The organism is uncultured Sneathiella sp., assembly GCF_963976355.1.
In the GTDB taxonomy this organism is placed as follows: domain Bacteria; phylum Pseudomonadota; class Alphaproteobacteria; order Sneathiellales; family Sneathiellaceae; genus Sneathiella.
Genome location: NZ_CAXBKA010000003.1, coordinates 15,297 through 39,514, shown reverse-complemented (window position 1 = coordinate 39,514; position 24,218 = coordinate 15,297). Strand labels below are relative to the sequence as shown.

Annotated in this window: 26 protein-coding genes; 6 read left to right on the top strand and 20 right to left on the bottom strand. The window is 53.8% G+C overall.

The genetic code is table 11. From position 1 onward, the window contains the following. Nucleotides 1-67: 67 nt before the first annotated feature. Together AAC599_RS07150 and AAC599_RS07145 are read left to right on the top strand one after the other, a co-directional pair. Nucleotides 68-1,573 (top strand): aldehyde dehydrogenase, encoded by a 1,506-nt coding sequence (locus AAC599_RS07150; RefSeq protein ID WP_340149720.1) that lies wholly within the window; start codon nucleotides 68-70, stop codon nucleotides 1,571-1,573. A gap of 32 nt (nucleotides 1,574-1,605) precedes the next feature. Continuing rightward, nucleotides 1,606-2,655 (top strand): alcohol dehydrogenase, encoded by a 1,050-nt coding sequence (locus AAC599_RS07145; protein ID WP_340149719.1) that lies wholly within the window; start codon nucleotides 1,606-1,608, stop codon nucleotides 2,653-2,655. Between the two features lie 68 nt (nucleotides 2,656-2,723). Here AAC599_RS07145 and AAC599_RS07140 read toward each other — a convergent pair whose 3' ends face one another. The 14 genes from AAC599_RS07140 to AAC599_RS07075 all read right to left on the bottom strand — a co-directional run bounded on the left by AAC599_RS07140 (nucleotide 2,724) and on the right by AAC599_RS07075 (nucleotide 15,493). Beyond that, a complete protein-coding gene (locus tag AAC599_RS07140; RefSeq protein ID WP_293962736.1) occupies nucleotides 2,724-2,948 on the bottom strand; it encodes a hypothetical protein in 225 nt (74 codons plus the stop codon). 99 nt (nucleotides 2,949-3,047) lie between these two features. Continuing rightward, entirely contained in the window at nucleotides 3,048-3,746 is a 699-nt protein-coding gene (locus AAC599_RS07135; protein WP_340149718.1) for a DUF2461 domain-containing protein, read from the bottom strand. Between the two features lie 9 nt (nucleotides 3,747-3,755). Then, nucleotides 3,756-5,054 carry a phenylacetate--CoA ligase PaaK gene (gene paaK / locus AAC599_RS07130; RefSeq protein WP_340149717.1) on the bottom strand — a complete coding sequence of 433 codons (1,299 nt, stop codon included), beginning with the start codon at nucleotides 5,052-5,054 and terminating at the stop codon, nucleotides 3,756-3,758. Nucleotides 5,055-5,068: 14 nt separating this feature from the next. Then, complete coding sequence (gene pcaF, locus AAC599_RS07125) at nucleotides 5,069-6,271, bottom strand: 3-oxoadipyl-CoA thiolase (RefSeq protein ID WP_340149716.1); 1,203 nt, start codon at nucleotides 6,269-6,271, stop codon at nucleotides 5,069-5,071. Then, nucleotides 6,268-6,732 (bottom strand): hydroxyphenylacetyl-CoA thioesterase PaaI, encoded by a 465-nt coding sequence (paaI, locus tag AAC599_RS07120; RefSeq protein WP_340149715.1) that lies wholly within the window; start codon nucleotides 6,730-6,732, stop codon nucleotides 6,268-6,270. The genes pcaF and paaI overlap by 4 nt, the downstream gene beginning before the upstream one ends. A gap of 1 nt (nucleotide 6,733) precedes the next feature. Further along, nucleotides 6,734-7,519, bottom strand: a complete 786-nt coding sequence (locus AAC599_RS07115; protein ID WP_340149714.1) for an enoyl-CoA hydratase-related protein — start codon at nucleotides 7,517-7,519, stop codon at nucleotides 6,734-6,736. A 172-nt stretch (nucleotides 7,520-7,691) separates the two neighbouring features. Further along, the gene (locus tag AAC599_RS07110) at nucleotides 7,692-8,729 is read right to left on the bottom strand and encodes a GGDEF domain-containing protein (RefSeq protein ID WP_340149713.1); all 1,038 of its coding nucleotides are present in this window, start codon (nucleotides 8,727-8,729) and stop codon (nucleotides 7,692-7,694) included. Nucleotides 8,730-8,905: 176 nt separating this feature from the next. After that, on the bottom strand, nucleotides 8,906-9,607 hold the full coding sequence (locus AAC599_RS07105; RefSeq protein ID WP_340149712.1) for an ABC transporter ATP-binding protein: 702 nt from the start codon (nucleotides 9,605-9,607) through the stop codon (nucleotides 8,906-8,908). Nucleotides 9,608-9,610: 3 nt separating this feature from the next. Then, nucleotides 9,611-10,363, bottom strand: coding sequence for an ABC transporter ATP-binding protein (locus AAC599_RS07100; RefSeq protein ID WP_340149711.1), 753 nt, complete (start codon nucleotides 10,361-10,363; stop codon nucleotides 9,611-9,613). After that, entirely contained in the window at nucleotides 10,360-11,352 is a 993-nt protein-coding gene (locus AAC599_RS07095) for a branched-chain amino acid ABC transporter permease (protein WP_340149710.1), read from the bottom strand. The genes AAC599_RS07100 and AAC599_RS07095 overlap by 4 nt, the downstream gene beginning before the upstream one ends. Then, nucleotides 11,349-12,278, bottom strand: coding sequence for a branched-chain amino acid ABC transporter permease (locus AAC599_RS07090; RefSeq protein WP_340149709.1), 930 nt, complete (start codon nucleotides 12,276-12,278; stop codon nucleotides 11,349-11,351). The genes AAC599_RS07095 and AAC599_RS07090 overlap by 4 nt, the downstream gene beginning before the upstream one ends. Nucleotides 12,279-12,378: 100 nt before the next feature. Then, nucleotides 12,379-13,554 (bottom strand): ABC transporter substrate-binding protein, encoded by a 1,176-nt coding sequence (locus AAC599_RS07085; RefSeq protein ID WP_340149708.1) that lies wholly within the window; start codon nucleotides 13,552-13,554, stop codon nucleotides 12,379-12,381. A 136-nt stretch (nucleotides 13,555-13,690) separates the two neighbouring features. Continuing rightward, the gene (locus AAC599_RS07080) at nucleotides 13,691-13,933 is read right to left on the bottom strand and encodes an Lrp/AsnC ligand binding domain-containing protein (RefSeq protein WP_340149707.1); all 243 of its coding nucleotides are present in this window, start codon (nucleotides 13,931-13,933) and stop codon (nucleotides 13,691-13,693) included. 129 nt (nucleotides 13,934-14,062) lie between these two features. After that, entirely contained in the window at nucleotides 14,063-15,493 is a 1,431-nt protein-coding gene (locus AAC599_RS07075) for a DEAD/DEAH box helicase (protein WP_340149706.1), read from the bottom strand. Nucleotides 15,494-15,739: 246 nt separating this feature from the next. Between AAC599_RS07075 and AAC599_RS07070 the strand changes: the two genes are divergently transcribed. Further along, nucleotides 15,740-16,447: an alpha/beta hydrolase gene (locus AAC599_RS07070; RefSeq protein ID WP_340149705.1), complete on the top strand. Its 708-nt coding sequence runs from the start codon at nucleotides 15,740-15,742 to the stop codon at nucleotides 16,445-16,447. A gap of 8 nt (nucleotides 16,448-16,455) precedes the next feature. On the opposite strand, the gene parE is transcribed toward AAC599_RS07070, so the two are convergent. Further along, complete coding sequence (gene parE, locus AAC599_RS07065; protein WP_340149704.1) at nucleotides 16,456-18,417, bottom strand: DNA topoisomerase IV subunit B; 1,962 nt, start codon at nucleotides 18,415-18,417, stop codon at nucleotides 16,456-16,458. A gap of 116 nt (nucleotides 18,418-18,533) precedes the next feature. On the opposite strand from parE, the gene AAC599_RS07060 reads away from it, so the two are divergent. Together AAC599_RS07060 and AAC599_RS07055 are read left to right on the top strand one after the other, a co-directional pair. After that, complete coding sequence (locus tag AAC599_RS07060) at nucleotides 18,534-18,905, top strand: acyl-CoA thioesterase (RefSeq protein WP_293962720.1); 372 nt, start codon at nucleotides 18,534-18,536, stop codon at nucleotides 18,903-18,905. A 134-nt stretch (nucleotides 18,906-19,039) separates the two neighbouring features. Further along, the gene (locus tag AAC599_RS07055) at nucleotides 19,040-19,876 is read left to right on the top strand and encodes a hypothetical protein (protein ID WP_340149703.1); all 837 of its coding nucleotides are present in this window, start codon (nucleotides 19,040-19,042) and stop codon (nucleotides 19,874-19,876) included. Nucleotides 19,877-19,964: 88 nt separating this feature from the next. On the opposite strand, the gene glnA is transcribed toward AAC599_RS07055, so the two are convergent. From glnA to AAC599_RS07030, 5 genes are all read right to left on the bottom strand, one after another. Further along, nucleotides 19,965-21,368, bottom strand: a complete 1,404-nt coding sequence (glnA, locus tag AAC599_RS07050) for a type I glutamate--ammonia ligase (RefSeq protein ID WP_340149702.1) — start codon at nucleotides 21,366-21,368, stop codon at nucleotides 19,965-19,967. Nucleotides 21,369-21,435: 67 nt separating this feature from the next. Further along, a complete protein-coding gene (locus tag AAC599_RS07045; RefSeq protein WP_293962718.1) occupies nucleotides 21,436-21,774 on the bottom strand; it encodes a P-II family nitrogen regulator in 339 nt (112 codons plus the stop codon). A 201-nt stretch (nucleotides 21,775-21,975) separates the two neighbouring features. Next, nucleotides 21,976-22,290, bottom strand: coding sequence for a DUF3253 domain-containing protein (locus AAC599_RS07040; protein ID WP_340149701.1), 315 nt, complete (start codon nucleotides 22,288-22,290; stop codon nucleotides 21,976-21,978). An 85-nt stretch (nucleotides 22,291-22,375) separates the two neighbouring features. Then, nucleotides 22,376-22,579: a SlyX family protein gene (locus AAC599_RS07035; protein ID WP_340149700.1), complete on the bottom strand. Its 204-nt coding sequence runs from the start codon at nucleotides 22,577-22,579 to the stop codon at nucleotides 22,376-22,378. A gap of 3 nt (nucleotides 22,580-22,582) precedes the next feature. Next, a complete protein-coding gene (locus AAC599_RS07030; RefSeq protein ID WP_340149699.1) occupies nucleotides 22,583-23,752 on the bottom strand; it encodes a pyridoxal phosphate-dependent aminotransferase in 1,170 nt (389 codons plus the stop codon). A 112-nt stretch (nucleotides 23,753-23,864) separates the two neighbouring features. On the opposite strand from AAC599_RS07030, the gene AAC599_RS07025 reads away from it, so the two are divergent. After that, nucleotides 23,865-24,137 (top strand): PepSY domain-containing protein, encoded by a 273-nt coding sequence (locus AAC599_RS07025; RefSeq protein WP_340149698.1) that lies wholly within the window; start codon nucleotides 23,865-23,867, stop codon nucleotides 24,135-24,137. Nucleotides 24,138-24,218 lie beyond the last annotated feature (81 nt).

Below are 24,218 nucleotides of genomic sequence, written 5' to 3'. Positions count from 1 at the left end.
GGGCTTTCGTTATTTTCTGTACAAGAAAAAATTATGTCTGACATCAATAAAATAAAGAGGAAAAAGTATGTCCGCAGCACCTACCCCGACACGAGAAGACTGGCAGAAGCTTGAAAGTGAAATTTCGATCCGGAACAAGGCCTTTATCAATGGCCAGTATGTCGACGCCGCTTCCGGCAAAACATTTGATTGCGTCAGCCCGCTTGATGGCCGTGTCCTGACACAGGTTGCCTCCTGTGATGTTGAGGATGTGAACCGCGCTGTGACTGCCGCGCGCGCCGCCTTCGAATCCGGCGCCTGGTCTCGCGCTGCGCCCGCCAAGCGCAAGGCGGTTCTTCAGAAGTTTGCCGGTCTGATCATGAAGAACAAGGATGAACTGGCGCTGCTGGAATGTCTGGACATGGGCAAGCCCGTAAAATGGGCCGGCGCCGTCGATATCCCGGGATCTGCGGGCAGTATCTCTTGGTATGCCGAGGCGATTGACAAGCTCTATGATGAAATTGCCCCGACGGACCGCCGTCGTTCTCTCGCGCTCATCACGCGGGAACCGATTGGTGTCGTCGCCTGTGTGGTTCCGTGGAACTTCCCGTTGCTGATGGGCGCATGGAAATTTGCTCCGGCACTGGCGGCTGGTAACAGCGTGATCCTGAAACCGGCGGAGCAGTCCCCGCTGACGGCGCTCAGGATTGCGGAACTGGCGGTTGAAGCCGGTATTCCTGAAGGCGTTTTCAATGTCCTTCCCGGTTTCGGTGAAACTGCTGGACAGGCTCTTGGCCGTCATATGGATGTGGATGCGCTGGCGTTCACGGGTTCGACTGAGGTTGGCAAGCTGTTTATGCGTTATTCGGGGGAAAGCAACCTGAAAGCCATTGGTCTGGAATGCGGCGGCAAGAGCCCGAGTCTGGTTATGGGGGACGCGGATCTTGACCTTGCCGCGAAGAAAATCGCCATGGGCGTCTTCTTCAACCAGGGTGAAGTCTGCACAGCGGCTTCCCGCGTTGTCGTGCAGGACAGCATCAAGGACGAACTGGTTGAGAAGATCGCGAATGTCGCGAAAACCCTCCAGCCGGGTGATCCGCTGGATGCCAAGACGATTGTCGGCGCGATGGTCGATAAAAATCAGACGGAACGCGTCATGGGCTATATTGGCAAAGGCCAGGAAGAAGGTGCAAAGCTGCATTACGGCGGCAAGCAGGTCATGCAGGAAACGGGGGGCTTCTATATCGAACCGACGATTTTCGATAATGTGTCAAACGACATGACCATTGCGAGGGAAGAGATCTTCGGCCCGGTTGTCAGTACGATCACCTTCAAGGATATGGAAGAGGGGATCAAGATCGCCAATGACACCATATACGGTCTGGCCGCTTCTGTCTGGACGCGGGATATCTCGAAGGCGCATCAGCTAGCACAGGCGCTTCGGGCCGGGACGGTCTGGGTCAATACCTATGATGATGTCGATATGTCGACGCCGTTCGGCGGATATAAGCAGTCGGGCAACGGCCGGGATCGCTCTCTTCATGCTCTTGAAAAATACACTCAGTTGAAAACGACTTGGATCAATATTGCCTGATCGCTGAGCTTCAAGAAATCTGGGAGGAAAAAATGAAGAGCTATCAGTTTGAAGAATACGGGGCGCCGCTGGTGGAAAACACCGGCGACGCTCCCGTCGCAATGGGAGATCAAGTCCTGATGGATGTCACGGCCTGTGGTGTCTGCCACAGTGATATCCATATTTGGGAAGGGCATTTTGATCTCGGCAATGGCAAGCAGCTTAACATCAAGGGTGGGCGGGAGCTTCCCTTTACGCTTGGTCATGAAATTGTCGGTACAGTAACGGGGGTCGGTGAAAATGTGACGGACGTAAAAGTCGGTGACAAGCGCGTCGTCTATCCGTGGATCGGCTGCGGGGAATGCGCGATCTGCGCCTCGGGTGAGGAGCAGCTCTGTAACCGTCCGCGTCAGCTCGGCATTGACGTGGCAGGAGGATATTCCGACACTCTGATCGTACCGCATTCACGTTATCTGCTCGATTACGGCGCTCTTCCCAAGGAATTGGCATGCACCTATACATGCTCCGGCCTGACGGCTTATAGCGCGCTCAACAAGGTAAAATCCCGCACGGACGGCGGGAAGCTGCTGATTATGGGAGCGGGCGGTGTCGGCCTTGCAGCGATGGCAATTGCAAAATCCGTCACCGATGCCGAGATTTACGTCGCGGATATCGATCCGGCAAAACGCGAAGCCGGAATTGAAGCGGGGGCGGTTGCGGCAATTGATCCTTCCGATCCGGCTGCCTTTAAAAGTTTCATGGGCACGACAGGGGGCGGTGTGAACGCCACCATCGATTTTGTCGGAGCCGAGAGCAGCGCGGCCTTTGGCGCCAAGGTCCTTGCGAAAGGCGGGAAGTTGGTAATCGTCGGGCTGTTCGGTGGAGGCTTCTCTATGCCGCTTCCCATGTTCCCGATCAAGGCGATATCCGTCGAGGGAAGCTATGTCGGCAACCTTCGTGAAATGCGGGAACTGATGGAACTTGCAAAAGCGGGGAAGCTCAGTGAACTCACCATTGTTCCGCGTCCGATGAAGGAAGCCTATAACACGCTGGAGGACCTGCGCGCCGGAAAGGTCGTCGGTCGCGTCGTTCTGCAAAGCTAGGCGTTCGTATTTCAATAAAAAAGGCGGCATTTTAAGTGCCGCCTTTTTTATGTCCTTCGGATGAAATCCTAGTGAATGGGGCCAGCGATCTCCATGTCGATCAGTTCCCCAACCACACGAATGAGTTCGATGCAGGCGTAGAGGTCTTCCTCTGCCTCGCTGTTCTCACGCAAGGTCTGCGCTTCGGCATGCAGCATGTCGATGGCATTTTCTCCCTGATGGATGATCAGGTTATGAGCCGTGCTGTATAAATCCACAGCTGTATCCGGGTGTAATTCAATTGTGTTCATCATGGCGTCTATCCTTGCACGAAGCCAACATTCCGATATGCCGATAATTTTAGGAAAATACTCTTAATGATAGGTTAAGGCCGGACGGCGTGTGCGGATTATCTAAAAAGGAAGGTCAACCGCGTTGGTGAGAAAGCGCATGAAGGGCGTTGCCTTCTGGAAGACATCATCGACTTCCTCGATGAAGTCAGGTCGTGTGATACGCTCAACGGAGCTGAGCGGCTTGGTGATGAAGAGGGTTTTGCGCTTCAGATCCTCGATCTCCGGATGATCCGGCGAGAATCCTTTCGGCGCGCGTTTCAGGCTATCGCCCCGGATGCCGTCAAATGTATTTTGAAAGTCAGGGTCGGCTTTTACCTTCCGCCATTTTTCCGGATTTTCATCAATGGCCTGGCGAATAGCTTTAAGGGCGAAGGCAGGAGGCAGATATATTCCGCCACCAAACCTGACGCCGTCCAGTGCGATATGCACATAATACCCCGGCGCATGGGCGTCGCGGCCCGCCTGATGACGAAACTGGCAGGCGAGATGCTCTTTATAAGGTTTGGGATCGCGGGAGAAACGGACATCACGATAGATCCGGAACATTGATCCGCCATTCGGGCGAGCATCGGCAATATACATGGGTGCGATGGCTTCAAGCCGCGGCGCCATGGCCTCGATAAAATCGCACATCGGATAGACGACAACTTCCTTGTAACGCTGTTTGTTCTTCGTGAACCAGTCTCGATTGTTATTCTCGATCAGTTCGGCATAAAACCGGAGGAGCTCTTTTGGAAACCCAGGGAAATTTGTTGTCATCGTCTAACTCTATGTTTTCCTGAGGTCATTCACCCGCTTCGCCTTGCCAAGCGATCGTTCGATCGAGCCCGGGGCGCAGATGTCAATTGTTGCGGTCACCCCAAGAATATTCTTGATGCGTTGTTGCAGATTTGTAGCCGCCGCTGGATCAGAAGAGCCTGCGAGGGCATGTTCGACTCGCACGGTGAGGGTATCCAGGGCGCTTTCCCGCCGGACCTCCAGCACATAGTGGGCGGACAGCCCCTCCGTCTGAACTACCAGTTCCTCGACCTGCGACGGGAAGAGGTTGACGCCACGGATGATCAGCATGTCATCCGTGCGTCCCGTGATTTTTTCTATGCGGCGCATGGACCGCGCTGTGCCCGGCAACAGGCGGGTGAGGTCGCCGGTGCGATAGCGGACTACCGGAAAGGCCTCCTTCGTGAGTGTGGTGAAGACAAGCTCTCCTTTCTCACCATCGGGCAGGACTTCTCCTGTTTCAGGATCGATAACTTCAGGGTAAAAATGATCCTCCCAGACGACAGGGCCGTCCTTGGTCTCGATGCACTCACTGGCAACGCCGGGGCCCATCACCTCCGACAGGCCATAGATATCGAGTGCGTCGATATCGAAGCGTTCCTCGATTTCGTGGCGCATTGCCTCGCTCCAGGGCTCGGCGCCGAAGATGCCGACCTTGAGCGGTGATTTGCGCGGATCAAGGCCCTGCCGCTCGAACTCCTCCGCAATCGCCATCATGTAGGATGGGGTAACCATGATGATATCGGCGCCGAAATCATTGATGATCTGAACCTGACGTTCTGTCTGGCCGCCCGACATGGGGACAACAGTACAGCCTAGCTTTTCCGCCCCGTAATGCGCGCCAAGCCCGCCCGTAAAAAGGCCATAGCCATAGGTCACATGGACTGTATGTTCGCGCCGTCCGCCGCTAGCCCGGATGGAGCGGGCGACGAGGTTTGCCCAGTTATCGATATCGCCCGCTGTATAGCCGACGACCGTCGCCCGGCCGGTTGTCCCGGAGGAGGCATGAAGCCGGACAATGTCGGCCTTCTGCACGGCGAACATGCCGAAGGGATAGTTGTCGCGAAGGTCCTGCTTTTTGCAGAAGGGAAATTTCGCAATATCCTCCCGGGTTTTCAGATCGTCAGGGTGAACACCGGCGGCATCGAACCGCTCCCGAAAGAGCGGAACATTCCGGTAGGCATACGCCAAGCTCCATTTGAGCCGGTCCAGTTGCAAGGCCGAGATTTCATCCCGGCTGGCTATCTCGATCGGATCAAGCTCGTCCTTCGACGGTGGGGTCAGGCGCATGTCTCCCTCATTCGTTATACGCGTTCGATAACCGTGGCGATCCCCTGGCCGACACCGATGCACATGGTGCAGAGCGCGTAGCGCCCGCCAGTGCGATGGAGCTGATACATCGCGGTGGTCAGCAGCCGGGCGCCGGACATGCCGAGCGGATGACCAAGGGCAATTGCCCCGCCAAGCGGATTGACGCGCGGATCATCATCCTTCAGGCCGAGTTCCCGCATAACGGCGAGGCCCTGCGCGGCAAAGGCTTCATTCAACTCGATCACATCCATGTCGTCCATGGTGAGGCCGAGCCGGGCGAGCAGCTTCTGGCTGGCCGGGGCAGGGCCGATCCCCATGATGCGCGGTGGGACACCGGCTGTGGCGGCGCCCAGTATGCGGGCCTTGGCGGTCAGGCCATATTCCTTCATCGCCTCGTCCGAGGCGAGCAGGATGGCGCAGGCGCCGTCGTTCACACCGGAGGCATTTCCGGCGGTAACCGAACCGCCTGCCCGGAACGGGGCTTTCAGGGCGGCAAGCTTCTCGATGGTGGTTGCGCGCGGATGCTCGTCCTTATCCACAATGATCGGATCGCCCTTGCGCTGTGGAATCGTGACAGGAACAATCTCATCATTAAAGGAACCGTTGGCCTGTGCGGCTGCGGCCTTTTCCTGGCTGCGCAGGGCGAAGAGGTCCTGATCCTCGCGCCGGACCTGATAGTCCTCCGCCACATTCTCCGCGGTTTCAGGCATGGAATCGATGCCGTACTGATCCTTCATCTTCTTGTTGACGAAGCGCCAGCCGATGGTGGTGTCGAAAATCTCTGCGCTGCGCGAGAAAGGCTCCGTTGCCTTGCCCATCACGAAGGGCGCTCGGCTCATGCTTTCAACACCGCCGGAAATGCCAAGGTTGGCTTCCCCGGTCATGATCTGCCGCGCGATGGAGGCCGTGGCATCCATGCCCGAGCCACACAGACGATTGATCGTGGCGCCGCCGACGCTCTCCGGCAGCCCGGCGAGCAGGGCGCACATCCGGGCGACATTGCGGTTGTCTTCGCCTGCCTGATTGGCATTGCCGAAGATCACATCATCGACTTTCTCCCAGTCGACAGACGGATTGCGCTCCATCAGGGCTTTGATCGGGACGGCGCCAAGATCATCCGTGCGAACGGCAGACAGGCTGCCGGCATAGCGACCTATGGGAGTTCTGACTGCATCACAAATATAGGCGTTCTTCATTTTTCTTCTTTCTGTGTGAGACCCGGGATCATCTGTCCCTTGATCGTGTGAGAATTGCCCCGGAACAAGGCAACGGTTTGTCCGTCCTCATCATGGACGGTTATGTCATAAAGGCCGGTACGTCCTGTCCGGCTTTTTTCTATCGCGCTCGCAGTGAGCAGGGTATCGGGCTTGATGGCCTTGAGAAAGCTGATTTGCGCTCCTTGTGCGACGGTATTCTGGTTATAGGCATTGCAGGCATAGGCGAAGGCGGTATCCGCGAGCGTGAAAACATAGCCGCCATGGCAGATTTTATGCCCGTTCAGCATGAAATCGGCGACGCGCATGGTCATTATGGCGCGTCCGGGACCGATGTCCTTCAGGGCAATGCCAAGGTGCTGCGCCGCCGTGTCCTTGCGGTACATGGTCTCGCCGACGGTTCTGGCGATATCTTCAGGGCTCAAGCCCTCATTCTCTGGCATGTCAGCGGCCCTTGAAGCTGGCTTTCCGTTTGCCGAGGAACGCTGAGACACCCTCCACGAAATCCTCCGTGCGGCCGGCTACCTGCTGGTAATCGCGCTCGAGGTCCAACTGAGCTTGCAGATCGTTGTCGAGGCTGGCGTTCATGGCCTGCTTGATCAGTCCATAGCCCTTTGTCGGACCTACCGCCATGCGGCTTGCCAGTGCTTCGGCGGCGGGCATCAGTTCTTCATCCGGGTAGGTTTTCCAGATCAGGCCCATCTTCTCGGCTTCCGCAGCGGGAATCTTGTCGCCCATCATGGCGAGGCCCATGGCCTTACCGGAACCGACAAGGCGCGGTAGAAAGAAGGTGCTGCCCGCATCCGGTACCAGGCCGATATGGCAGAATGCCTGCAGGAACGTCGCAGATTCGGCAGCCAGAACGATGTCGCAGGCGAGGGCGAGGCTCATGCTGGCCCCTGCGGCAATGCCATTAACCGCAGCGATTACGGGTTTGTCGATGGTGCGGATGAAGACGATCAGCGGATTGTAGTTTTTCTCCAGAGTCTCCCCGGCGTCGAATCCACCGTCACCGCCCAAGGCGTCAGGCGACAGATCCGCCCCTGCACCGAAAGCGCGGCCTTCACCCGTGATCAGGATGGCCCGTACGTCGTCCCCCTTCAATACAGGCATGATCGCCCGGAGTTCTTCATGCATCTCATCACTGAAGGCATTGAGCTTGTCCGGTCGGTTCAAGGTAATTTTCGCGACTCCATCTTGGACATCGAATTTGATTGTAGCGTAGGTCATGGCTCCCCTACTTTCTTGATTGTTGTTTTTTCGAAAATGTGTTCGCCAGAGATTAATCGAATAGGCGAGGGGATAACAGGATTTTATTGGTTATCCGCATGCAGAATAATCGAAAGATTAAAAATTATGCCGGCATTTGTCGGGACATCAGGGTGTGGCGGGTGAGTATTATTTACCGCGAGAGCGCGGGCTCGGAGTGTTTCACGCAATTGCGGCCGGATTTCTTCGCTGAATAGAGGGCTTGATCTGCGCGGTTGACAAATGCCAATACATTCTCTCGCTGGGCATAAGCCGCAACCCCCAGCGACATGGTGATTTTTCCGACTTCTTTTTTGGTAGATCGCTTAATGAGTTTTTTGGCGGAAATTGCCATACGCAGATCATTCGCGATATTGACGGCTTCCGATAGTTCAGTATCCGGAAGGATGACGCTGAACTCCTCACCTCCGTATCTGGCGGCGACGGCGTCTGCATCAATTCCTTTTGCCAGTGTCGACGCCACCAGCTTTATGACCTGATCTCCGAACGTATGGCCATGGGTATCGTTAAAGCCCTTGAAATGATCGATGTCAGCCATGATCAGGCATAGGTTGGATGATCTTTCCTGCGCTTCATTAACTTTCTTCGCAAGCTCCGCATCAAAACATTTACGATTGGCGATTCCGGTCAGGGAGTCGGTATAGGCTTCCTGCTGAACGAACTGCAGCCGCCTTTTCAGGTCCGCTATTTCACGCGATGCGCTGTCGATCCCCTGTTGCAAACTGATTGTATTGCCGGACATGGAGTGGGTCTGGCTGACAATCTCGTCGATAATGCCTTGCAGTTCTGATCCACTCAGACCCTCAACCTTCTCTGCAAAGTTATTCAGGTTTTTACCATAGGCGGAATAGGTGGCCGAGCTTTCATTCAGATTGCCCATCATGTTTTCCATGGATTTCTGAACCAGACGGCTCGTTTCCTGAATCACGCGGCCTTCTTTTTCGCGGGTAAAAAAGCGCTCGTAAAGTTCGAGGCCGATTTTGTCCGTATACTTTCCGTGTTGGGTAATTAGTTCATTGACGGCCCGTGTCAGGTCAGGGTTGGATCCCAGCAAATATTCATACCAGATGGCATAATTGTGAGGGGTTTGCCGGATCCCCCGATCTTCCATCAGCGCCAATGTCTTCTGCGCATTGATCCGGACTTTCTCAAAATCGTCTTTTGGTACCAATTGAACTGCCCTCAACGAAATTTTTTGAGACTTTACTTTGCAAGATCCCGTTTGTCAGTAAAGAAAGTTTCTGACAATACAAAAAATTATGGAAAATAAGAAATATTCATTTATTTCGGAGGGTTTATGCTTAATAATAGTATTTATTGTAAAAAAATACTATTGATAATTGCATGTCATACGCCAAGGTACTTATGCTTTACTTCCTCGCTTTCCAGTAACGCCTGACTTGAACCTTCCCAAACGATGCTGCCTTTCTCTATGATATAGTGGCGGTCCGCGATATCGGCGAGGGCGCGGATGTTCTTGTCGATCACCAGAATGGCCTGGCCTTCTTTTTTCAGGCTGAAAAGGCATTGCCAGATTTCCTGGCGGATGAGCGGCGCAAGCCCTTCCGTCGCTTCGTCGAGCAGGAGGATATCGGGATTGGTCATGAGCGCGCGAGCAATAGCAAGCATTTGCTGCTCTCCGCCGGAGAGCTGGCTTCCCATGCTATGCTTGCGTTCCTGAAGCTTGGGAAAAAGCGTCCAGATTGCCTCCAATGTCCATCGGCCGTTGCCGGACGGACCGGCATGCGCCGTCGCCACCAGGTTTTCCTCGACATTCAGGTTGGGCGATATAATCCGGCCTTCAGGAACTAGCCCGATACCCATGCGGGCAATACGGTACGGGGAGTGGGCCGTTATATCCGTATTCCTGAACTTGATGCTGCCTTTTCGCGCAGGTGTCAGACCCATGATCGAGCGGATGGTCGTTGTTTTCCCCATGCCGTTTCGGCCCATCAGGGTGACGACTTCCCCCTCCTTTACCGTCAGGGACATGTTGAACAGAACCTGGCTCTGCCCGTAAAAGCTGTCGATGGCATCTACTTCGAGCATGGTTCAGCTTTCCTCCCCGAGATAGGCCTGACGGACTTCTTCGTTATCGCGGATTTCATCGGGGGTTCCCGTCGCAATTGCCCGCCCATAGACAAGAACGCTAATTCTGTCGGCAAGGCTGAAAACCGCATCCATATCATGTTCAATCAACAGAATGCTGTAACGAGATTTCAGCGCCGCGAGACGTTCGATCAGGCGCTCGCTGTCTTCCCCTGACATGCCGGCCATCGGCTCGTCCAGCAGCAGCATCTTCGGTTTGGTTGCGAGGGCGATGGCAATTTCAAGTTGCCGCTGCGCCCCATGGCTTAAACTGTAAACCGGCGTATGTGCCTGCTCCTCCAGTTCCAGCTCTTGCAGAATTTTTTGGGTCGGTTCGTTGAGTTTCTTATTCTCGTCGACCTTTTTCCAGAATTGAAAGGAATGTCCGCTGTGGGCCTGGACCGCAAGGCGGATATTCTCGAGAACCGTGAAATTCTGAAAGAGGGAGGTAATCTGGAACGACCGGGCGAGCCCGAGATGAGAACGCTTCGGTTCCGAATGGCGTCGCAGGTTACGGCCATTAAAAATGATTTTGCCGCCGTCCGAGGGGATTTCTCCGGTCAGCTGCTTGATCAAAGTGGTCTTTCCTGCGCCATTGGGACCGATAATGGCGTGCAGTTCCCCCTCACGCACGGTAAGCGACAGGCCATCCGTTGCCAGCAGCCCGTCATAGCGCTTTACCAGCTTCTCAACGATCAGAATATCATTCGCCGTCATGAGCTTTTCCTCGACTGCGGAAGGAAGCTGTCAATGCCATTGCGGGCAAACAGCACGATCAGGATCAGGAGCGGCCCGAATATCAGCTGCCAGTATTCGCCGACGTGAAGGCCGCCGACCGTGAGCGGAATGGAGGACAGCAGCTCCTCCAGCATCAAAAAGGCAAGCGCTCCATATAGCGGGCCAAAGAGACTGGCCATACCGCCGAGTACAATCATGATGATAAGGTCACCGGAGCGGGTCCAATGCATCATATCGGGGCTGACGAAGTCATTGAGGTTGGCCATCAGGAAGCCCGCATATCCGGCAATGGTTCCGGCTATAACAAAGGCCGTCAGGCGGTATTTATAGGGCGAGAAGCCGATGGCGCGCATTCTGGCTTCGTTCGATCTGGTGCCGCGTATGACATTGCCGAAGGGTGACTCAACAAGCCGGTGCATGAGGTAGAGAACGACAAGCAGCGATGCAAATATCAGGTAATATAGACTCTTTTCGTCATTCAGGTCAATCAGGCCCAGCATGTCACTGCGCTGATAGATCGTCAGCCCGTCATCGGCGCCATAGGTTTCAACGCCGACGGCACTGAAATACAGCATCTGGGAGAAGGCCATGGTGATCATGATGAAATAGACACCCCGTGTTCTGAGGCTGATGGCGCCAATGATCAGGGCAATGAAAGCCGATCCCAGCAATGCCGCGCTGAGCTGCACATAGCCGTTCAGCATCCAGTCGATACCGTCCTCGAAAGCATGAAAGGCCCCGATACCGACGCAATAGGCGCCAACGCCGATGTAGGCGGCGTGACCGAAGCTGACCATGCCGCCATATCCGATCAGCAAGTTGAGACTGAGGGCGGCAATGGCGAGGATCAGAATGCGTGCGACAAGGCCCGTGTAGAAGCTGTCGCCCATCCAGTCCGTGATGAAGGGGATCAGGCCGAGGAAGACAAGCAGGGCTGTATTCAGAATATGCCGGGAAGATATGGTCATCGGCCAACCCCTTTTGGTGGAAAGAGGCCTTGCGGCTTGATAGCAAGGACGAGGGCCATTAGCAGATATATCATCATCGATGAAATTGCCGGGGCGGCCGTTGAGGCGCTGGCCTCTGGCAGGACGAGGTTCAGTATCTCGGGCAGGAAGGATCGTCCCACCGTATCAATCAGGCCGATCAGGATGGCGGCGATAAAGGCGCCCTTGATCGAGCCAATGCCGCCGATAACGATAACAACCAGGGTCAGGATCAGAATGCTTTCGCCCATGCCGATCTCCACCGAGAGGATCGGCCCGGCCATCAGTCCGGCGAGCCCGGCGAGCGCCGCACCGAGTCCGAAAACAAGCGTAAACAGGAGCCGGATATTGATCCCGAGCGCCCCGATCATTTCGCGGTTGCTGGCGCCTGCCCGGATCAGCATGCCAAGCTTCGTTCGGGCCACGATAAAATAGAGCAGTCCTGCAACGATGAAACCGACAAGAATAATCGCGAGACGGAAAGCCGGGTAGGGGGCGCCCGGAATGATTTCCACCGTCTCATTTAAAAAGTCGGGAAGCGGGATGACGAGACCAATCGGCCCCCAGATCAGGCGCGTTGCCTCATTGAAGAACAGGATCAGGCCAAAGGTCGCCATGACCTGATCCAGATGGTCGCGGGCATACAGGGTTCGAAGCGCGATCATCTCGACGATAATGCCGAGAAGAAAGACGGCGGGCAAAGTCAAGAAGGCGCCGAGTAGGAAGGAGTCGGTCCAGCCTGTGAAGGTCGCGCAAAAATAGGCGCCCATCATATAGAGCGATCCATGCGCCAGATTGACCATGTCCATGATGCCAAAAACAAGCGTCAGCCCGGCCGCCAACAGAAATAACAGCAGGCCAAGCTGGAAACCGTTGAGTATCTGCTCCAGCAATAACAACCAGTTCATGGTGACGCCTTATCGTGAATTTGCCTTAACCTGAACAAAAAAGCGCGTAGGCCCTGTAGACATACGCGCCTTTTCCGTTCTCATCAGAATGGCTGATAGCTTATTTCATGTTGCATTCTTGAGCATAGGGATCCTGATGGTTTTCATAAACGGTTGACACGATCTTCGTCGTATAGTCGCCGTTTTCATCCTTGACAACTTCGCGCAGGTAGAAATTCTGGATCGGAATATGGTTATTTCCGAATTTAAGCTCCCCGCGAACGCTCTGGAAATCTGCAGCTTTCAGAGCGCTACGAACAGCATCCCGATCGCTCAGGTCGCCATTGACTTTCTCCACCGCGCTGTTGATCAGCATGATGGAATCATAGGACTGCGCCGCATAATGGCTTGGATAGTGACCGTATTTCGCCTTGAAGTCCGTCACAAATTTCTTGTTTGCCGGGGTATCAAGATCGGGTGACCAGAACATGGTCATAAGGCTGCCTTCCGCCAGTTCACCGACACGGGGCAGGCTGATGCTGTCGATCGTGAAAGTCGTATAAAGCGGAACGGTCTTGTTCAATTCGGCCTGGGCATATTGCGTGATGAACTGGGCCCCATGCTTGCCGGGATAGAAGACAAACAAGGCATCCGGCTCGGCGGCACGGACTTTTGCCAATTCGGCAGAGAAGTCAAGCTGATCCGGGAATTTCGTCATGTCCTTGCCGATAATTTCGCCTTTAAAGGTCCGTTCAACCCCGCTGACCATATTCTTACCCGCGGCATAGTTCGGAGCCATGATATAGAGCTTCTTAATCCCGCGCTGGTTCAATACTTCGCCCATGGCCATGGTTGTCTGGTCATTCTGCCAGGAGGTCGAGAAGAGGTCTTCATGGCAGAGTTTACCGGCAAGAGGGCTTGGCCCGGCGTTGGAGCTGATCATGAATGTGTCGTTATCGACGGCGCTCTTGTAGGAGGCCATCAGAACATGGCTCCAGATGTAGCCTGCGATAAAGTCAACATTGTCCTTTTTGACCAGTTTGTCGGTTTTCTGCTTGCCGATTTCCGGTTTGAAGCCATCATCCTCGTAAATCACTTCAATATCGCGTCCGGCCATTTTGCCGCCGAGATGTTCAACCGCGAGATCGACAGCTTCACGCATGTCTTTGCCGATTGCGCCGGCACCTGTCGTCAGTGTCGTCACGAAGCCGATTTTAACGGGATCTGCGGCACTTGCGATGGCCGGAGTGCCCATTAACGCCAAGGCGGAAATCAGGCTGATAAATTTCTTGTTCACAATAAATTCTCCCTGTGCTGTATCGGAAACATATGTCCTGCACTACTCCCATTAGAAGTCCGTAGATTAAGGCTTTTTGTCATCGGCGCAAAGGAATTGTTTTCCTGACCTTGCATCCGATTGCGTTGGATTGAGGTTAGTTGAAGGCCTTGAAGGTTATCATGGTAAAGGTGTCCTTGATGCCCGGAAGGGCCTGAATCTGCTCATTCACGAAATGGCCCGTATCCTGATCATCATTGAGATAGCATTTCATCATCAGGTCATACTTGCCAGAAATCGAATAGACTTCCGATACATTCTCGACATTCTCCACCGCCTCTGCGGCAACATGATAGGCTTTGCCAAGCTCACATTTTACCATGATAAAAATTGTTTTCACAAAAACCTACCTTCCCGCAGAGTCCCTGTCGCTGCATGCCGGGGTGTAAAATGTTGTTGTATAATACAAATTTTGACGGCAGTTGAAAGTAAAAAAGGCTTCCATCGGAAGCCTTGTATTGGATTGCTCTTATTTCTGGGCTGTCTTCCCGAGCGGAATTTTAAAGAAGGCAGGGATGTTGTCCCCAAGGCCGACAACGGGGCTATCCCCCTCATCATTTGCATGTCGGGGCGGTCGTCCTTTTTGCACCATGGTGCCGGATGCCTTATTTTCTTTCTTGCCGGAATTTTTTGTGGCTTTGTCTGCGGCCGGTTCGGCTTTTTTGCCGGATCCCCTTGCTTTCGGGGCCTGGTCTGCGGCGTGGCGGCGGCCGCCTTTCTGGTTACGGCCCGTCTTCTTTTCTCGAGCGGCGATCTCCGCGGCTTCCTCGCTGATCTCATCCATTCCCTCCAGCTTCAGCACAGGGATTTCCTTACCCACAAGCTTCTGGACGGCTTCCAAATATTTGTCTTCGCTTTTCGTGGCGATAGTATAGGCGTGGCCTTGCTGTCCGGCACGCCCGGTCCGCCCGATGCGATGAATATAATCCTCCGCATGTGTCGGGACATCGAAGTTGAAGACGTGACTGACGGAACTGACATCGATGCCGCGCGCAGCGACATCGGAGCAGACGAGAATCTTGATTTCGCCATTTTTGAACTTATCGAGCGTTTCCATGCGATGGCTTTGACTCATGTCGCCATGCAGTGCCCCTGCATTGAAGCCATGCTTGATAAGCGATCCCAGCAGAATATCGACATCTTTCTTGCGGTTGCAGAAGATGAAGGCAGTCCTGACTTCTTCCTGTTCCAACAGCTTTCGGATAAGCGGACGCTTTTCGGCGCGCTGCACGACATAAAGTCCCTGCGTCACCGTCGCCGCGGTTGAGGTGGGCAGAGAGACGGCGACTTCCTTCGGGTTCATCAGGAACTTGTCCGCCAGCTTGCGCATTTCCTTCGACATGGTGGCCGAGAAGAAAAGCGTCTGGCGAAGCGGCGGCAACAGGGAGACAATCCGTTCGACATCCGGAATGAAGCCCATGTCCATCATGCGGTCGGCTTCGTCAATCACAAGTGTTTTGACGCCGTTAAGCAGCACCTTGCCGCGTTCCACATGGTCGAGCAGACGGCCGGGAGTTGCGATCAGGACGTCGACGCCTTTGTCGAGCTTGGCGTCCTGATCGGAAAAAGACATCCCGCCAATCAGGAGGGCCATGGAGAGATTGCTGTATTTGCCATAATTCTCGAAATTATCGGCGACCTGTGCCGCCAGTTCCCGCGTGGGTTCCAGGATCAGGGAGCGTGGCATGCGCGCCTTTGCCTGACCCGCGGCGAGAATATCAATCATTGGCAAGGTGAAACTTGCGGTTTTGCCGGTTCCCGTCTGAGCCGTGCCAAGCACGTCGCGCCCCATCAGTACATAAGGAATAGCCTTTTCCTGAATGGGGGTGGGGTTTTCGTAACCGGTTTCTTTAACCGCTTTTAATACTTCGGTGCTGAGGCCGAGATCTGCAAATATCATATAGTGTGAACTACCGTTCGAATAAATATAAAATCTTCTTAAAACTGAGCGCAATCTAGAGAATTAACGCTCTCTGTCAAATGTTTCCTGCGAATTTCCCAGTAAAACCGCGCCTGAGACGGCTGTATTACACTAAAATGCCAAGGAATTAAAGTTAACGGTTCTCAAGCGGACGCCTTGACTGTAAAAGAGATTTTAATCTCTAAACATCAAAGTAGCGTCTAAACTACATCAATTTATAAAAAAATGACAGAAAAACATTCACTTGTGCTTATTCCGGGGTTGCTCTGCACCGGAGATTTATGGCGCGATCAGATTGAGGCACTGGATGATATCGCCGATATCACCATTGCGGATCACACACGCGACGATACGATGCCCGCGATTGCCAGACGGCTTCTGTCGGAAGCGCCCGAGCGGTTTGCTCTCGCCGGGTTGAGCATGGGCGGCTATATCGCTCTCGAGGTCATGCGACAGGCGCCGGAACGGGTGACCCATCTGGCGATTATGGATTCGCGGGCCGTCGCCGACTCGCCTGAAGATCGGCGAAGACGGCTCGATTTCATCAAGCTGGTTGAGCAGGGCTCGACCTTTAAGGGGGTGACCCGGAGCCTTCTGCCGATCCTGATCCATGAATCACGCCTGAATGATGAAGAGCTTATCGCCCGCATTTTCAAGATGGCGGAAGATGTCGGCAAGGAAGCTTTCCTTAGGCAGGAGAGGGCGCTGCTGGATCGCGATGTGCTGACGGAGATGCTGAAAACGATTTCCTGCCCGACGCTCATTCTGGCCGGGGCGGATGACATGCTGATTCCACCGAAGCTACAGCGCGCGATGGCCGTTGAGATCCCGACCGCGCAATATGTAGAAATTCCGAACTGCGGCCATTTGCCAACGATGGAAGAGCCGGAAGTTACCAGTAAATATATGCGCCATTGGCTTGCACGGAGTTAAATCTCCGCCTAAACGTCCAGATCCTCAACATACTGCGCGTTCTCTTGAATGAAGGAGAACCGCAGTTCCGGTCGTTTGCCCATCAGGCTTTCCACGCGATCGGCAGTCTCGCCGAATTCCTCCATCGGAACATCGACTTTAAGCAGAACCCGCTTTTCCGGGTTCATCGTCGTTTCCTTGAGCTGGGCTGGCGGCATTTCGCCAAGGCCTTTAAACCGGCTGATATCGACCTTGCCGCGGCCTGAGAACTCGGTTTCCATCAAGCGGTCTTTATGGGCGTCGTCCATGGCATAGAGGGTCTTGCCCCCCTGCGAGAGCCGGTAAAGCGGTGGCTGCGCCAGATAGAGATGGCCGTCAGTGATCAGTTGCCGCATCTCGCGGTAAAAGAAGGTCATCAGGAGCGAGGCAATGTGCGCGCCGTCGACATCGGCGTCAGTCATGATGATGACCTTGTCATAGCGGAGGTCCTCACTCCGGTATTTGTCGCGCAAGCCGCATCCGAGCGCCTGGATGAGATCCTTCAGTTCCTGGTTGGCGTTGATCTTGTCGTTGGTGGCGGAGGCAACATTGAGGATCTTTCCGCGCAGCGGCAGGATCGCTTGTGTCTTGCGGTCGCGACCCTGTTTGGCGGAGCCGCCGGCGCTGTCACCCTCGACAATGAAAATCTCCGTGCCTTCTCGTCCGCTCTGGCTACAATCGGCCAGCTTGCCGGGAAGCCGCAGGCGGCTCGTCGCGGTCTTGCGGCTGGTTTCCTTTTCCTGACGGCGGCGCAGCCGTTCCTCGGATTTTTCGATCACCCAGGCGAGCAGATTATTCGCCTGATCCGGCGCACCCGCCAGCCAGTTATCGAAATGATCCTTGATGGCAAGATCGACAAGGCGGCTTGCTTCCGTGGTCGTGAGTTTTTCCTTCGTCTGTCCCTGGAACTGCGGATCGGGGATAAAGACGGACAGTACGGCGGATGCGCTTGAGAGAATATCCTCCGCCGTGATCTGTGCCGCCTTCTTGTTGTTGATCAGCTCGCCATAGGCTTTGAGGCCACGCAGGAGTGCGCCCCGGAAACCGAGCTCATGAGTGCCGCCTTCCGGCGTCGGCACGGTATTGCAGTAGGAGTTGAGGAACGAGATATTCGTCAGCGGCCAGGCAATTGCCCATTCAACGCGTCCACGGTCATTGTCCATTTCGACCCGTCCGGAGAAGGGCTCCTGCGTCACGGCCTTTACACCGTCGAGGGAGGCATTGAGGAAGTCGCGCAAGCCGCCCGGAAAATGGAGCGTGGCCTCGGCAGGCGTATCGTCCTTGATCAGTTCCTCATCACATTTCCAGCGGATTTCCACGCCCCGGAAAAGATAGGCCTTTGACCGGACCATCTTGTAGAGCCTCGCCGGACGTAGGGCGGTGCCCTTTTCGAAGATTTCCGGATCGGGATGGAACTGGACGGAGGTACCGCGGCGGTTCGGTGCAGCGCCGACTTTTTCAAGCTGTGTCAGGGGAGCGCCCTTTGAGAATTCCTGCCGCCAGAGTTCCTTGTCGCGGGCAACCTCGACTGTCATCCGATCGGAGAGGGCGTTCACAACGGAAATACCGACGCCATGCAGGCCACCCGCCGTGTGATAGACTTTGTTCGAAAATTTACCGCCTGAATGAAGCGTGGTCAGGATCACTTCCAGTGCCGACTTGTCTTTGAACTTGGGGTGGCGGTCAATGGGAATGCCGCGTCCGTTGTCGCGAATGGCGAGGGAGCCATCGGCGAACAGCTCTACCTCGATACGGGTGGCATGACCGGCGACCGCCTCGTCCATCGAGTTGTCGAGCACTTCCGCCGCCAAATGGTGGCGCGCGCGCTCGTCCGTGCCGCCAATATACATGCCGGGCCGGAGACGGACAGGCTCCAGTCCTTCAAGGACTTCAATGTCCTTTGCAGAGTAATCGGAGCTATCAGATTTTGTTTGTTGGAAAAGATCGGACATAAAGCTGTTTCGCTGACCTAAAAGTTACGCTGTTCAGGATAAAACCTGTTTTTTCAACCGGCTGAAAGTGTATAACTTATACCCCTAACACATAGCAACTAGGAAGCCCAAAGATCATGTCGAATGAATTCCGCGATCCCGTCATCCGCACAGCGCCAATGCCCAGTGATTGTAACAATAACGGGGATATATTCGGCGGCTGGGTCTTGTCGCAGATGGACATGGCAGGCGGCATTCTGGCGGCGCGTCGGGCGAAGGGGCGCACCGTTACGGTTGCTGTTGAGGCGATGACCTTTCATCAGCCGATCAAGGTGGGTGATGTCGTCAGTATCTATGGCGAAATTGAGCGGGTCGGGCGGACATCGGTTGCCGTGAAGCTGACGACCATAGTCACGCGAAAATTGAATCCCGATGAAATCAAGGTGACCGAAGGAACATATGTATTCGTTGCTATCGATGATAATGGCAAGCCGCGCCCGGTCGATTAATATTTCGACATACAGGAGGGGAAACTAAAGGCTTCACAATTAGCCTGTTCGCACGTTTATATATATTTAGGATATAAATGATGCGGAAAATATTATTCCCGTTGCTGATATTGTGTCTGATATCGACAAATGTCATGGCTTTTGACGATAATGACGCAAAGCAGGTCCAATTTATAGAAATCTTCAAGAAAAACTCGACAACGGAAACCAATAGGTTGCCGGTGGTTTATCTTGGTCATGGTTCATTCAAATGGGGCTACAAGGTTAAGCATTCCAAAGCCGTATTTTCATTCGCGCAGCTGGGGGCGACAGCTTTTCATAAAAGCGTAAATCAACTCATCTACCATTTCAATGATAAGGAAGCGTATGGCAAGTACGAAAAATATCAGGATTTGAACGGGGAAACATTCATCAAACAACTCAATCAGCAGGCCGTTAATGCTGTCCTTCTTCGCATTATTAAATATGAACTTCAGATCATGGAGGAGCTGGACAGCAAGCTTGGCGTACCAATGATCGAGATGTTTGACAAAGGGCAGTATAATTTAAGGTATTTCGCCTGTCTCGAGCGACAGGATCTCGTGTGTCCGGGCTATGTCACCGTTTATTATGATTCTTCAGTTGGCTGGATGGAATTCAAGGGTGAGCAAGACTTAGATTTCCTTGTCGTAAATAAGAGCAAGGAGATCGATGAAGATGAAGAAAATTGGAAACAGAGAAAAGATGAATATATTAATTATTTCAATAATGTAACGGCGAGTATTAATGTAATTGTAGGCAAGGAATCTCAACTGAACATATATGATTTCCAAGGATACGTTAATGTTGAAACCGGCGACATCGTTGTATCTGATCCAACAGGATTTGATGAAAAAGGATACAAAGGCGTGCTTCCAAAAAAATGGAGTGAAGTGAAAACATCGTCAAAGTTTCTTGCCTGGATTCAAAAGGGCGAGGATGTCATCCAATGACCAGGACGGGTCGGAAAACGATAAATAGCGACATATAAGAAGAAAGGCCGCTGGTTTTCCAGCGGCCTTTTTTTGGTCTGAAGTACTGTCAGACGCTGTAATACATATCGAACTCGACCGGATGCGGGGCATGTTCGAACTTGAAGACGTCATCCCATTTCATGGTGATATATCCGTCGATCATGTCATCAGTGAAGACGCCGCCCTTTTTCAGGAACTCGCGGTCTGCATCGAGAGCTTCCAGCGCTTCGCGCAGCGAGCCACAAACCGTCGGGATGTCTTTCAATTCTTCCGGCGGCAGGTCATAAAGGTCCTTGTCCATGGCATCGCCCGGATGGATTTTATTCTGGATGCCGTCAAGGCCCGCCATCATCATGGCCGCAAAGGCAAGATAGGGGTTTGCCGTGCAGTCCGGGAAGCGGACTTCAACGCGTTTGCCGTTCGGGCTCGGGGAGTAGGGGATACGGCATGAAGCGGAACGGTTGCGCGCGGAATAGGCGAGCAGGACCGGTGCCTCAAAGCCTGGAATAAGACGCTTGTAGGAGTTCGTGCTCGCATTGGTAAAGGCATTGAGTGCCTTGGCATGCTTGATAACGCCACCAATGTAGAACAGCGCTGTTTCGGAAAGGTCCGCATATCCCGATCCCGCGAAGGCCGGTTTTCCGCCTTTCCAGATGGACATATGGGTGTGCATTCCGGAGCCGTTGTCACCCGAAACCGGTTTCGGCATAAAGGTGACCGTCTTGCCATAGGCGTGGGCGACGTTATGAACGACATATTTCTGCTTCTGGATTTCGTCCGCTGCGCCGACAAGAGTGCTGAATTTCATGCCAAGTTCGTGCTGGCTCGGTGCCACTTCATGATGGTGCTTCTCAACCGAAAGACCGATTTCCTTGCAGACGGAGACCATTTCACTTCGGATGTCGGCGCCACTGTCAACGGGCTGGACCGGAAAGTAGCCGCCTTTGACGCGCGGACGGTGGCCGCTGTTGCCGCCTTCGATTTCGGCGCCGCCCATAGTCGGGGCTTCAACATCGTTGAGTTTATAGAAGGTATGGTGACTGCCGTTGGCGAACTGCACGTCATCGAACATGAAGAATTCTGCTTCCGGGCCGAAATAGGCGGTGTCGCCAATGCCTGTGCTGGCGAGATAGGCTTCTGCCTTTTTCGCGACGGAGCGCGGATCACGCTCGTAGCTCTCGCCGCTCATCGGATCAAGAATATCGCAGAAAACAATCAGGGTCGGGCGGGCTGCAAACGGGTCCATGACGGCCGTTGAATTGTCCGGCATCAGGGTCATGTCCGATTCATTGATAGCTTTCCAGCCGGTGATGGACGAGCCGTCGAACATCACGCCGTCTTCAAACATGTCTTCATCAACAACATCCACATGCATGGCGAGATGCTGCCATTTACCTTTCGGGTCGGTAAAACGAAGATCCACATATTCGACTTCGTTTTCCTTGATCATTTTAAGAATATCAGCAGCCATTGTAACGTCTCTCTGTTTAACTGTTCGGGGAATGGTTCCGCCGCCCGTTTATCGGGCGTGCATAAATTCAGATCGCTTCAGGGCCTTTCTCGCCCGTCCGGATGCGAATGACTTCTTCAACGGTGGAGACGAAAATCTTTCCATCCCCGATCCGTCCTGTTCTGGCGGCCTGTTGAATGGCTTCCAGCGCCCTTTCAACCAGCGAATCTTCCAGAACAATCTCGATTTTCACCTTGGGCAGGAAATCCACAACATATTCCGCGCCGCGATACAGTTCCGTATGGCCTTTCTGGCGGCCGAAACCTTTCGCTTCGGTAACAGTGATGCCCTGTAGTCCGACTTCGTGAAGAGCTTCCTTCACTTCATCAAGTTTGAACGGTTTGATGATCGCTTCGATTTTTTTCATAAGGCAGGTCTCAACTAAATTTAGATGTCAGTTCGTCCAAGGTGACTTCGCCCTTTCTATAGCATGAGGCGTGCCAGAATTGGGAAGTAATTTTGAATGCTCCCGAAGTCTTAAAAAACTGCGGTTTCCAGAACTTACTGAACGCATGAAGGCAGGTTGGCTAAAAAATAGGCGATTAAAAAACAGGCAGATGATTAAAAATTAATCAAATGATATCCTGCGCAGTTTATAAAGTCCTTTGAAGTCGTTCGGATCCGCCACTTCTCCCTTTCGGATGATCAGAAGTTTGTCCTGCCGGGCGAGGTGAATAGCCTGCTGGCGCACAGCGGTCATATACTTCCGCCAGATGTCCTTGGGCGCGGTCGATTTTGCGCGATCGGCAGCAATGGCCGCCGCAATTTCCTGAGGCGCGACATCTTTGCCCGAACTCACGGCGCGAAGGATATAGCCGATGACCGGATCTTCCTCGGCGGGGTTCTTGGCTTCGTCGTCAGATTTGTTACGCGCGTCAGTCATTTCAATATCCCTGTAAAAGATGAGGGGCGGTTGTAATGGTCACCGGACAAAAATGCAAGCAGTGGCGGAATACCAACATGGCTCGTCAATAATGCGGCGGTTTCTCGGCGTCCGGCGTGGCCGGCATTGTATCCTCAAGCGATAAAATACGATCATGGGCAGAGACGAGTTTCCGCTTGAGGACTTCAATTTCCTGCCATTGCCGGTTCATCATGTCACTGAGTTCACTGATGGTATGTTCCTGCTCCGTGAATTTCAGCTCCAACTCGGTCAGGCGCTTTTCTTCCATGGCTTACAATCCTTTCAGGAAGTCTTCGAAGCGGTCCATTGCGCACTCGATATTTTCCAGCGAGTTCGCATAGGAGAAACGGACATAGCCTTCGCCTTCTGCCCCGAAGCTGGTTCCGGCGATGACCGCAACGCCTTTTTCATTCAGCAGGCGATCCTGCATCTCCTTTGCGGACAGGCCGGTATCGGAGATGTTCGGAAAGGCATAGAACGCGCCCTTCGGCAGAACGCATCTCACGCCCGGCGCGGCATTCAGTCTTGCATGGATCAGGGCACGGCGCTCATCAAAAGCCGTCATCATTTTATCGACCGGACCCTGGTCCCCCTTGAGCGCCTCTATCCCCGCATATTGCGCTGGGGCATTCACGCAGGAATGGAAGTTGACACAAAGGCGCTGGGCATGGGGGACAAGATGTTCCGGCCATAGCCCCCATCCCATCCGCCATCCCGTCATGGCATAGGTTTTCGACCAGCCATCGAGGATGATCAGCCGGCCGCGCAAGTCCGGGAACTGCAACATGCTGCAATGGCCTTCTCCGTCGTATGTCATACGGCTGTATATTTCGTCCGATAATACATAGACTTCCGGGTGTTTTTTCAGACCTTCGACAAGCTTTTCCAGTTCAACTTTGGGGACAATACCGCCGGTCGGGTTGGCCGGGGTGTTGAGAATGATCAGTCTCGTCCGTCCGGTAATCTGAGAGAGGACGGTTTCGGCATCAAAGGAAAAGCCGTTCTCCTCAATCAGGCGGATCGGAACCGGGGTCGCGCCGGTGAAGCGGATCATGCTTTCATATATCGGGAAACCGGGATTGGGATACATGATTTCCGCCCCATCCTCACCGAATATCTCGATGGCGAAGGCCATGGTGACCTTGCCGCCGGGAACGGCGATAATATGATCGGGATTAACTTCTACCCCGCGATACTTTAAAATATCCTCGGCGACGGCCTCCCGCAGTTCGGGGATGCCGTTCGCCGCCGTATAGCCATGCTGCCCGTCACGAAGTGCCTTGACGGCCGCTTCGACAATATTGTCAGGCGTGGGAAAGTCCGGCTGTCCGATGCCGAGGTTGATGACATCCATGCCGCCCGCCGCCAGCGCATTGGCCCGCGCCAGCACATCAAAAGCAGTTTCCGTCCCAAGGCGCGCCATCTTTGCCGAAATAGCCATTGTTTATTCCCGTCTGTACGATTTTGTTCATGAACCTTCAAATGCCGACCAAGCGATACCATATAGGATTTTCAAATGTAATTAACCGGATTTTCTACAGATTGGAAGTGTCATGAAGTTCTTAGTTTCAGCATCTCTTTTGGTTCTTGCGAGCCTGTCTTTGAGTAACCCGGCCCTCGCAGATCGTAATCCTAATGCGGATGAATTGACGATGCTGACAGCGGAACTTAAGAAACTCGGCTATGTGAGCTGGGAAGAGATCGAACTTGATGATGACGGCCCCTACTGGGAAATCGATGATGCGCGCAAGGAAGACGGCTCCCGCTGGGATTTGAAACTGGATGAAAAATCCCTGGAAGTGATCGAGCTGGACCGGGAAGACTGACCGAGGAACAAGAAATCGGGGCGCAAACATTCCACCCCCTTATGGTTTCACTTGAAATCCTGATAAAACCACGCATAACCT

Bases quoted from the DNA above. Each gene is read 5' to 3' on its own strand.
- AAC599_RS07095 (WP_340149710.1), bottom strand. From the start codon at position 11,352: ATGACCATATCTTCCCGGCATATTCTGAATACAGCCCTGCTTGTCTTC.
- AAC599_RS07100 (WP_340149711.1), bottom strand. From the start codon at position 10,363: ATGACGGCGAATGATATTCTGATCGTTGAGAAGCTGGTAAAGCGCTAT.
- pcaF (WP_340149716.1), bottom strand. From the start codon at position 6,271: ATGAAGAACGCCTATATTTGTGATGCAGTCAGAACTCCCATAGGTCGC.
- AAC599_RS07150 (WP_340149720.1), top strand. From the start codon at position 68: ATGTCCGCAGCACCTACCCCGACACGAGAAGACTGGCAGAAGCTTGAA.
- AAC599_RS07140 (WP_293962736.1), bottom strand. From the start codon at position 2,948: ATGATGAACACAATTGAATTACACCCGGATACAGCTGTGGATTTATAC.
- AAC599_RS07030 (WP_340149699.1), bottom strand. From the start codon at position 23,752: ATGGCTATTTCGGCAAAGATGGCGCGCCTTGGGACGGAAACTGCTTTT.
- paaK (WP_340149717.1), bottom strand. From the start codon at position 5,054: ATGCGCCTGACCCCACCGTCGAAGGACGAGCTTGATCCGATCGAGATA.
- AAC599_RS07075 (WP_340149706.1), bottom strand. From the start codon at position 15,493: ATGATATTTGCAGATCTCGGCCTCAGCACCGAAGTATTAAAAGCGGTT.
- AAC599_RS07045 (WP_293962718.1), bottom strand. From the start codon at position 21,774: ATGAAAAAAATCGAAGCGATCATCAAACCGTTCAAACTTGATGAAGTG.
- AAC599_RS07055 (WP_340149703.1), top strand. From the start codon at position 19,040: ATGGCTTTTGACGATAATGACGCAAAGCAGGTCCAATTTATAGAAATC.
- paaI (WP_340149715.1), bottom strand. From the start codon at position 6,732: ATGCCAGAGAATGAGGGCTTGAGCCCTGAAGATATCGCCAGAACCGTC.
- AAC599_RS07115 (WP_340149714.1), bottom strand. From the start codon at position 7,519: ATGACCTACGCTACAATCAAATTCGATGTCCAAGATGGAGTCGCGAAA.
- AAC599_RS07040 (WP_340149701.1), bottom strand. From the start codon at position 22,290: ATGACTGACGCGCGTAACAAATCTGACGACGAAGCCAAGAACCCCGCC.
- AAC599_RS07105 (WP_340149712.1), bottom strand. From the start codon at position 9,607: ATGCTCGAAGTAGATGCCATCGACAGCTTTTACGGGCAGAGCCAGGTT.
- AAC599_RS07035 (WP_340149700.1), bottom strand. From the start codon at position 22,579: ATGGAAGAAAAGCGCCTGACCGAGTTGGAGCTGAAATTCACGGAGCAG.
- AAC599_RS07070 (WP_340149705.1), top strand. From the start codon at position 15,740: ATGACAGAAAAACATTCACTTGTGCTTATTCCGGGGTTGCTCTGCACC.
- AAC599_RS07145 (WP_340149719.1), top strand. From the start codon at position 1,606: ATGAAGAGCTATCAGTTTGAAGAATACGGGGCGCCGCTGGTGGAAAAC.
- AAC599_RS07060 (WP_293962720.1), top strand. From the start codon at position 18,534: ATGTCGAATGAATTCCGCGATCCCGTCATCCGCACAGCGCCAATGCCC.
- glnA (WP_340149702.1), bottom strand. From the start codon at position 21,368: ATGGCTGCTGATATTCTTAAAATGATCAAGGAAAACGAAGTCGAATAT.
- AAC599_RS07135 (WP_340149718.1), bottom strand. From the start codon at position 3,746: ATGACAACAAATTTCCCTGGGTTTCCAAAAGAGCTCCTCCGGTTTTAT.
- parE (WP_340149704.1), bottom strand. From the start codon at position 18,417: ATGTCCGATCTTTTCCAACAAACAAAATCTGATAGCTCCGATTACTCT.
- AAC599_RS07025 (WP_340149698.1), top strand. From the start codon at position 23,865: ATGAAGTTCTTAGTTTCAGCATCTCTTTTGGTTCTTGCGAGCCTGTCT.
- AAC599_RS07090 (WP_340149709.1), bottom strand. From the start codon at position 12,278: ATGAACTGGTTGTTATTGCTGGAGCAGATACTCAACGGTTTCCAGCTT.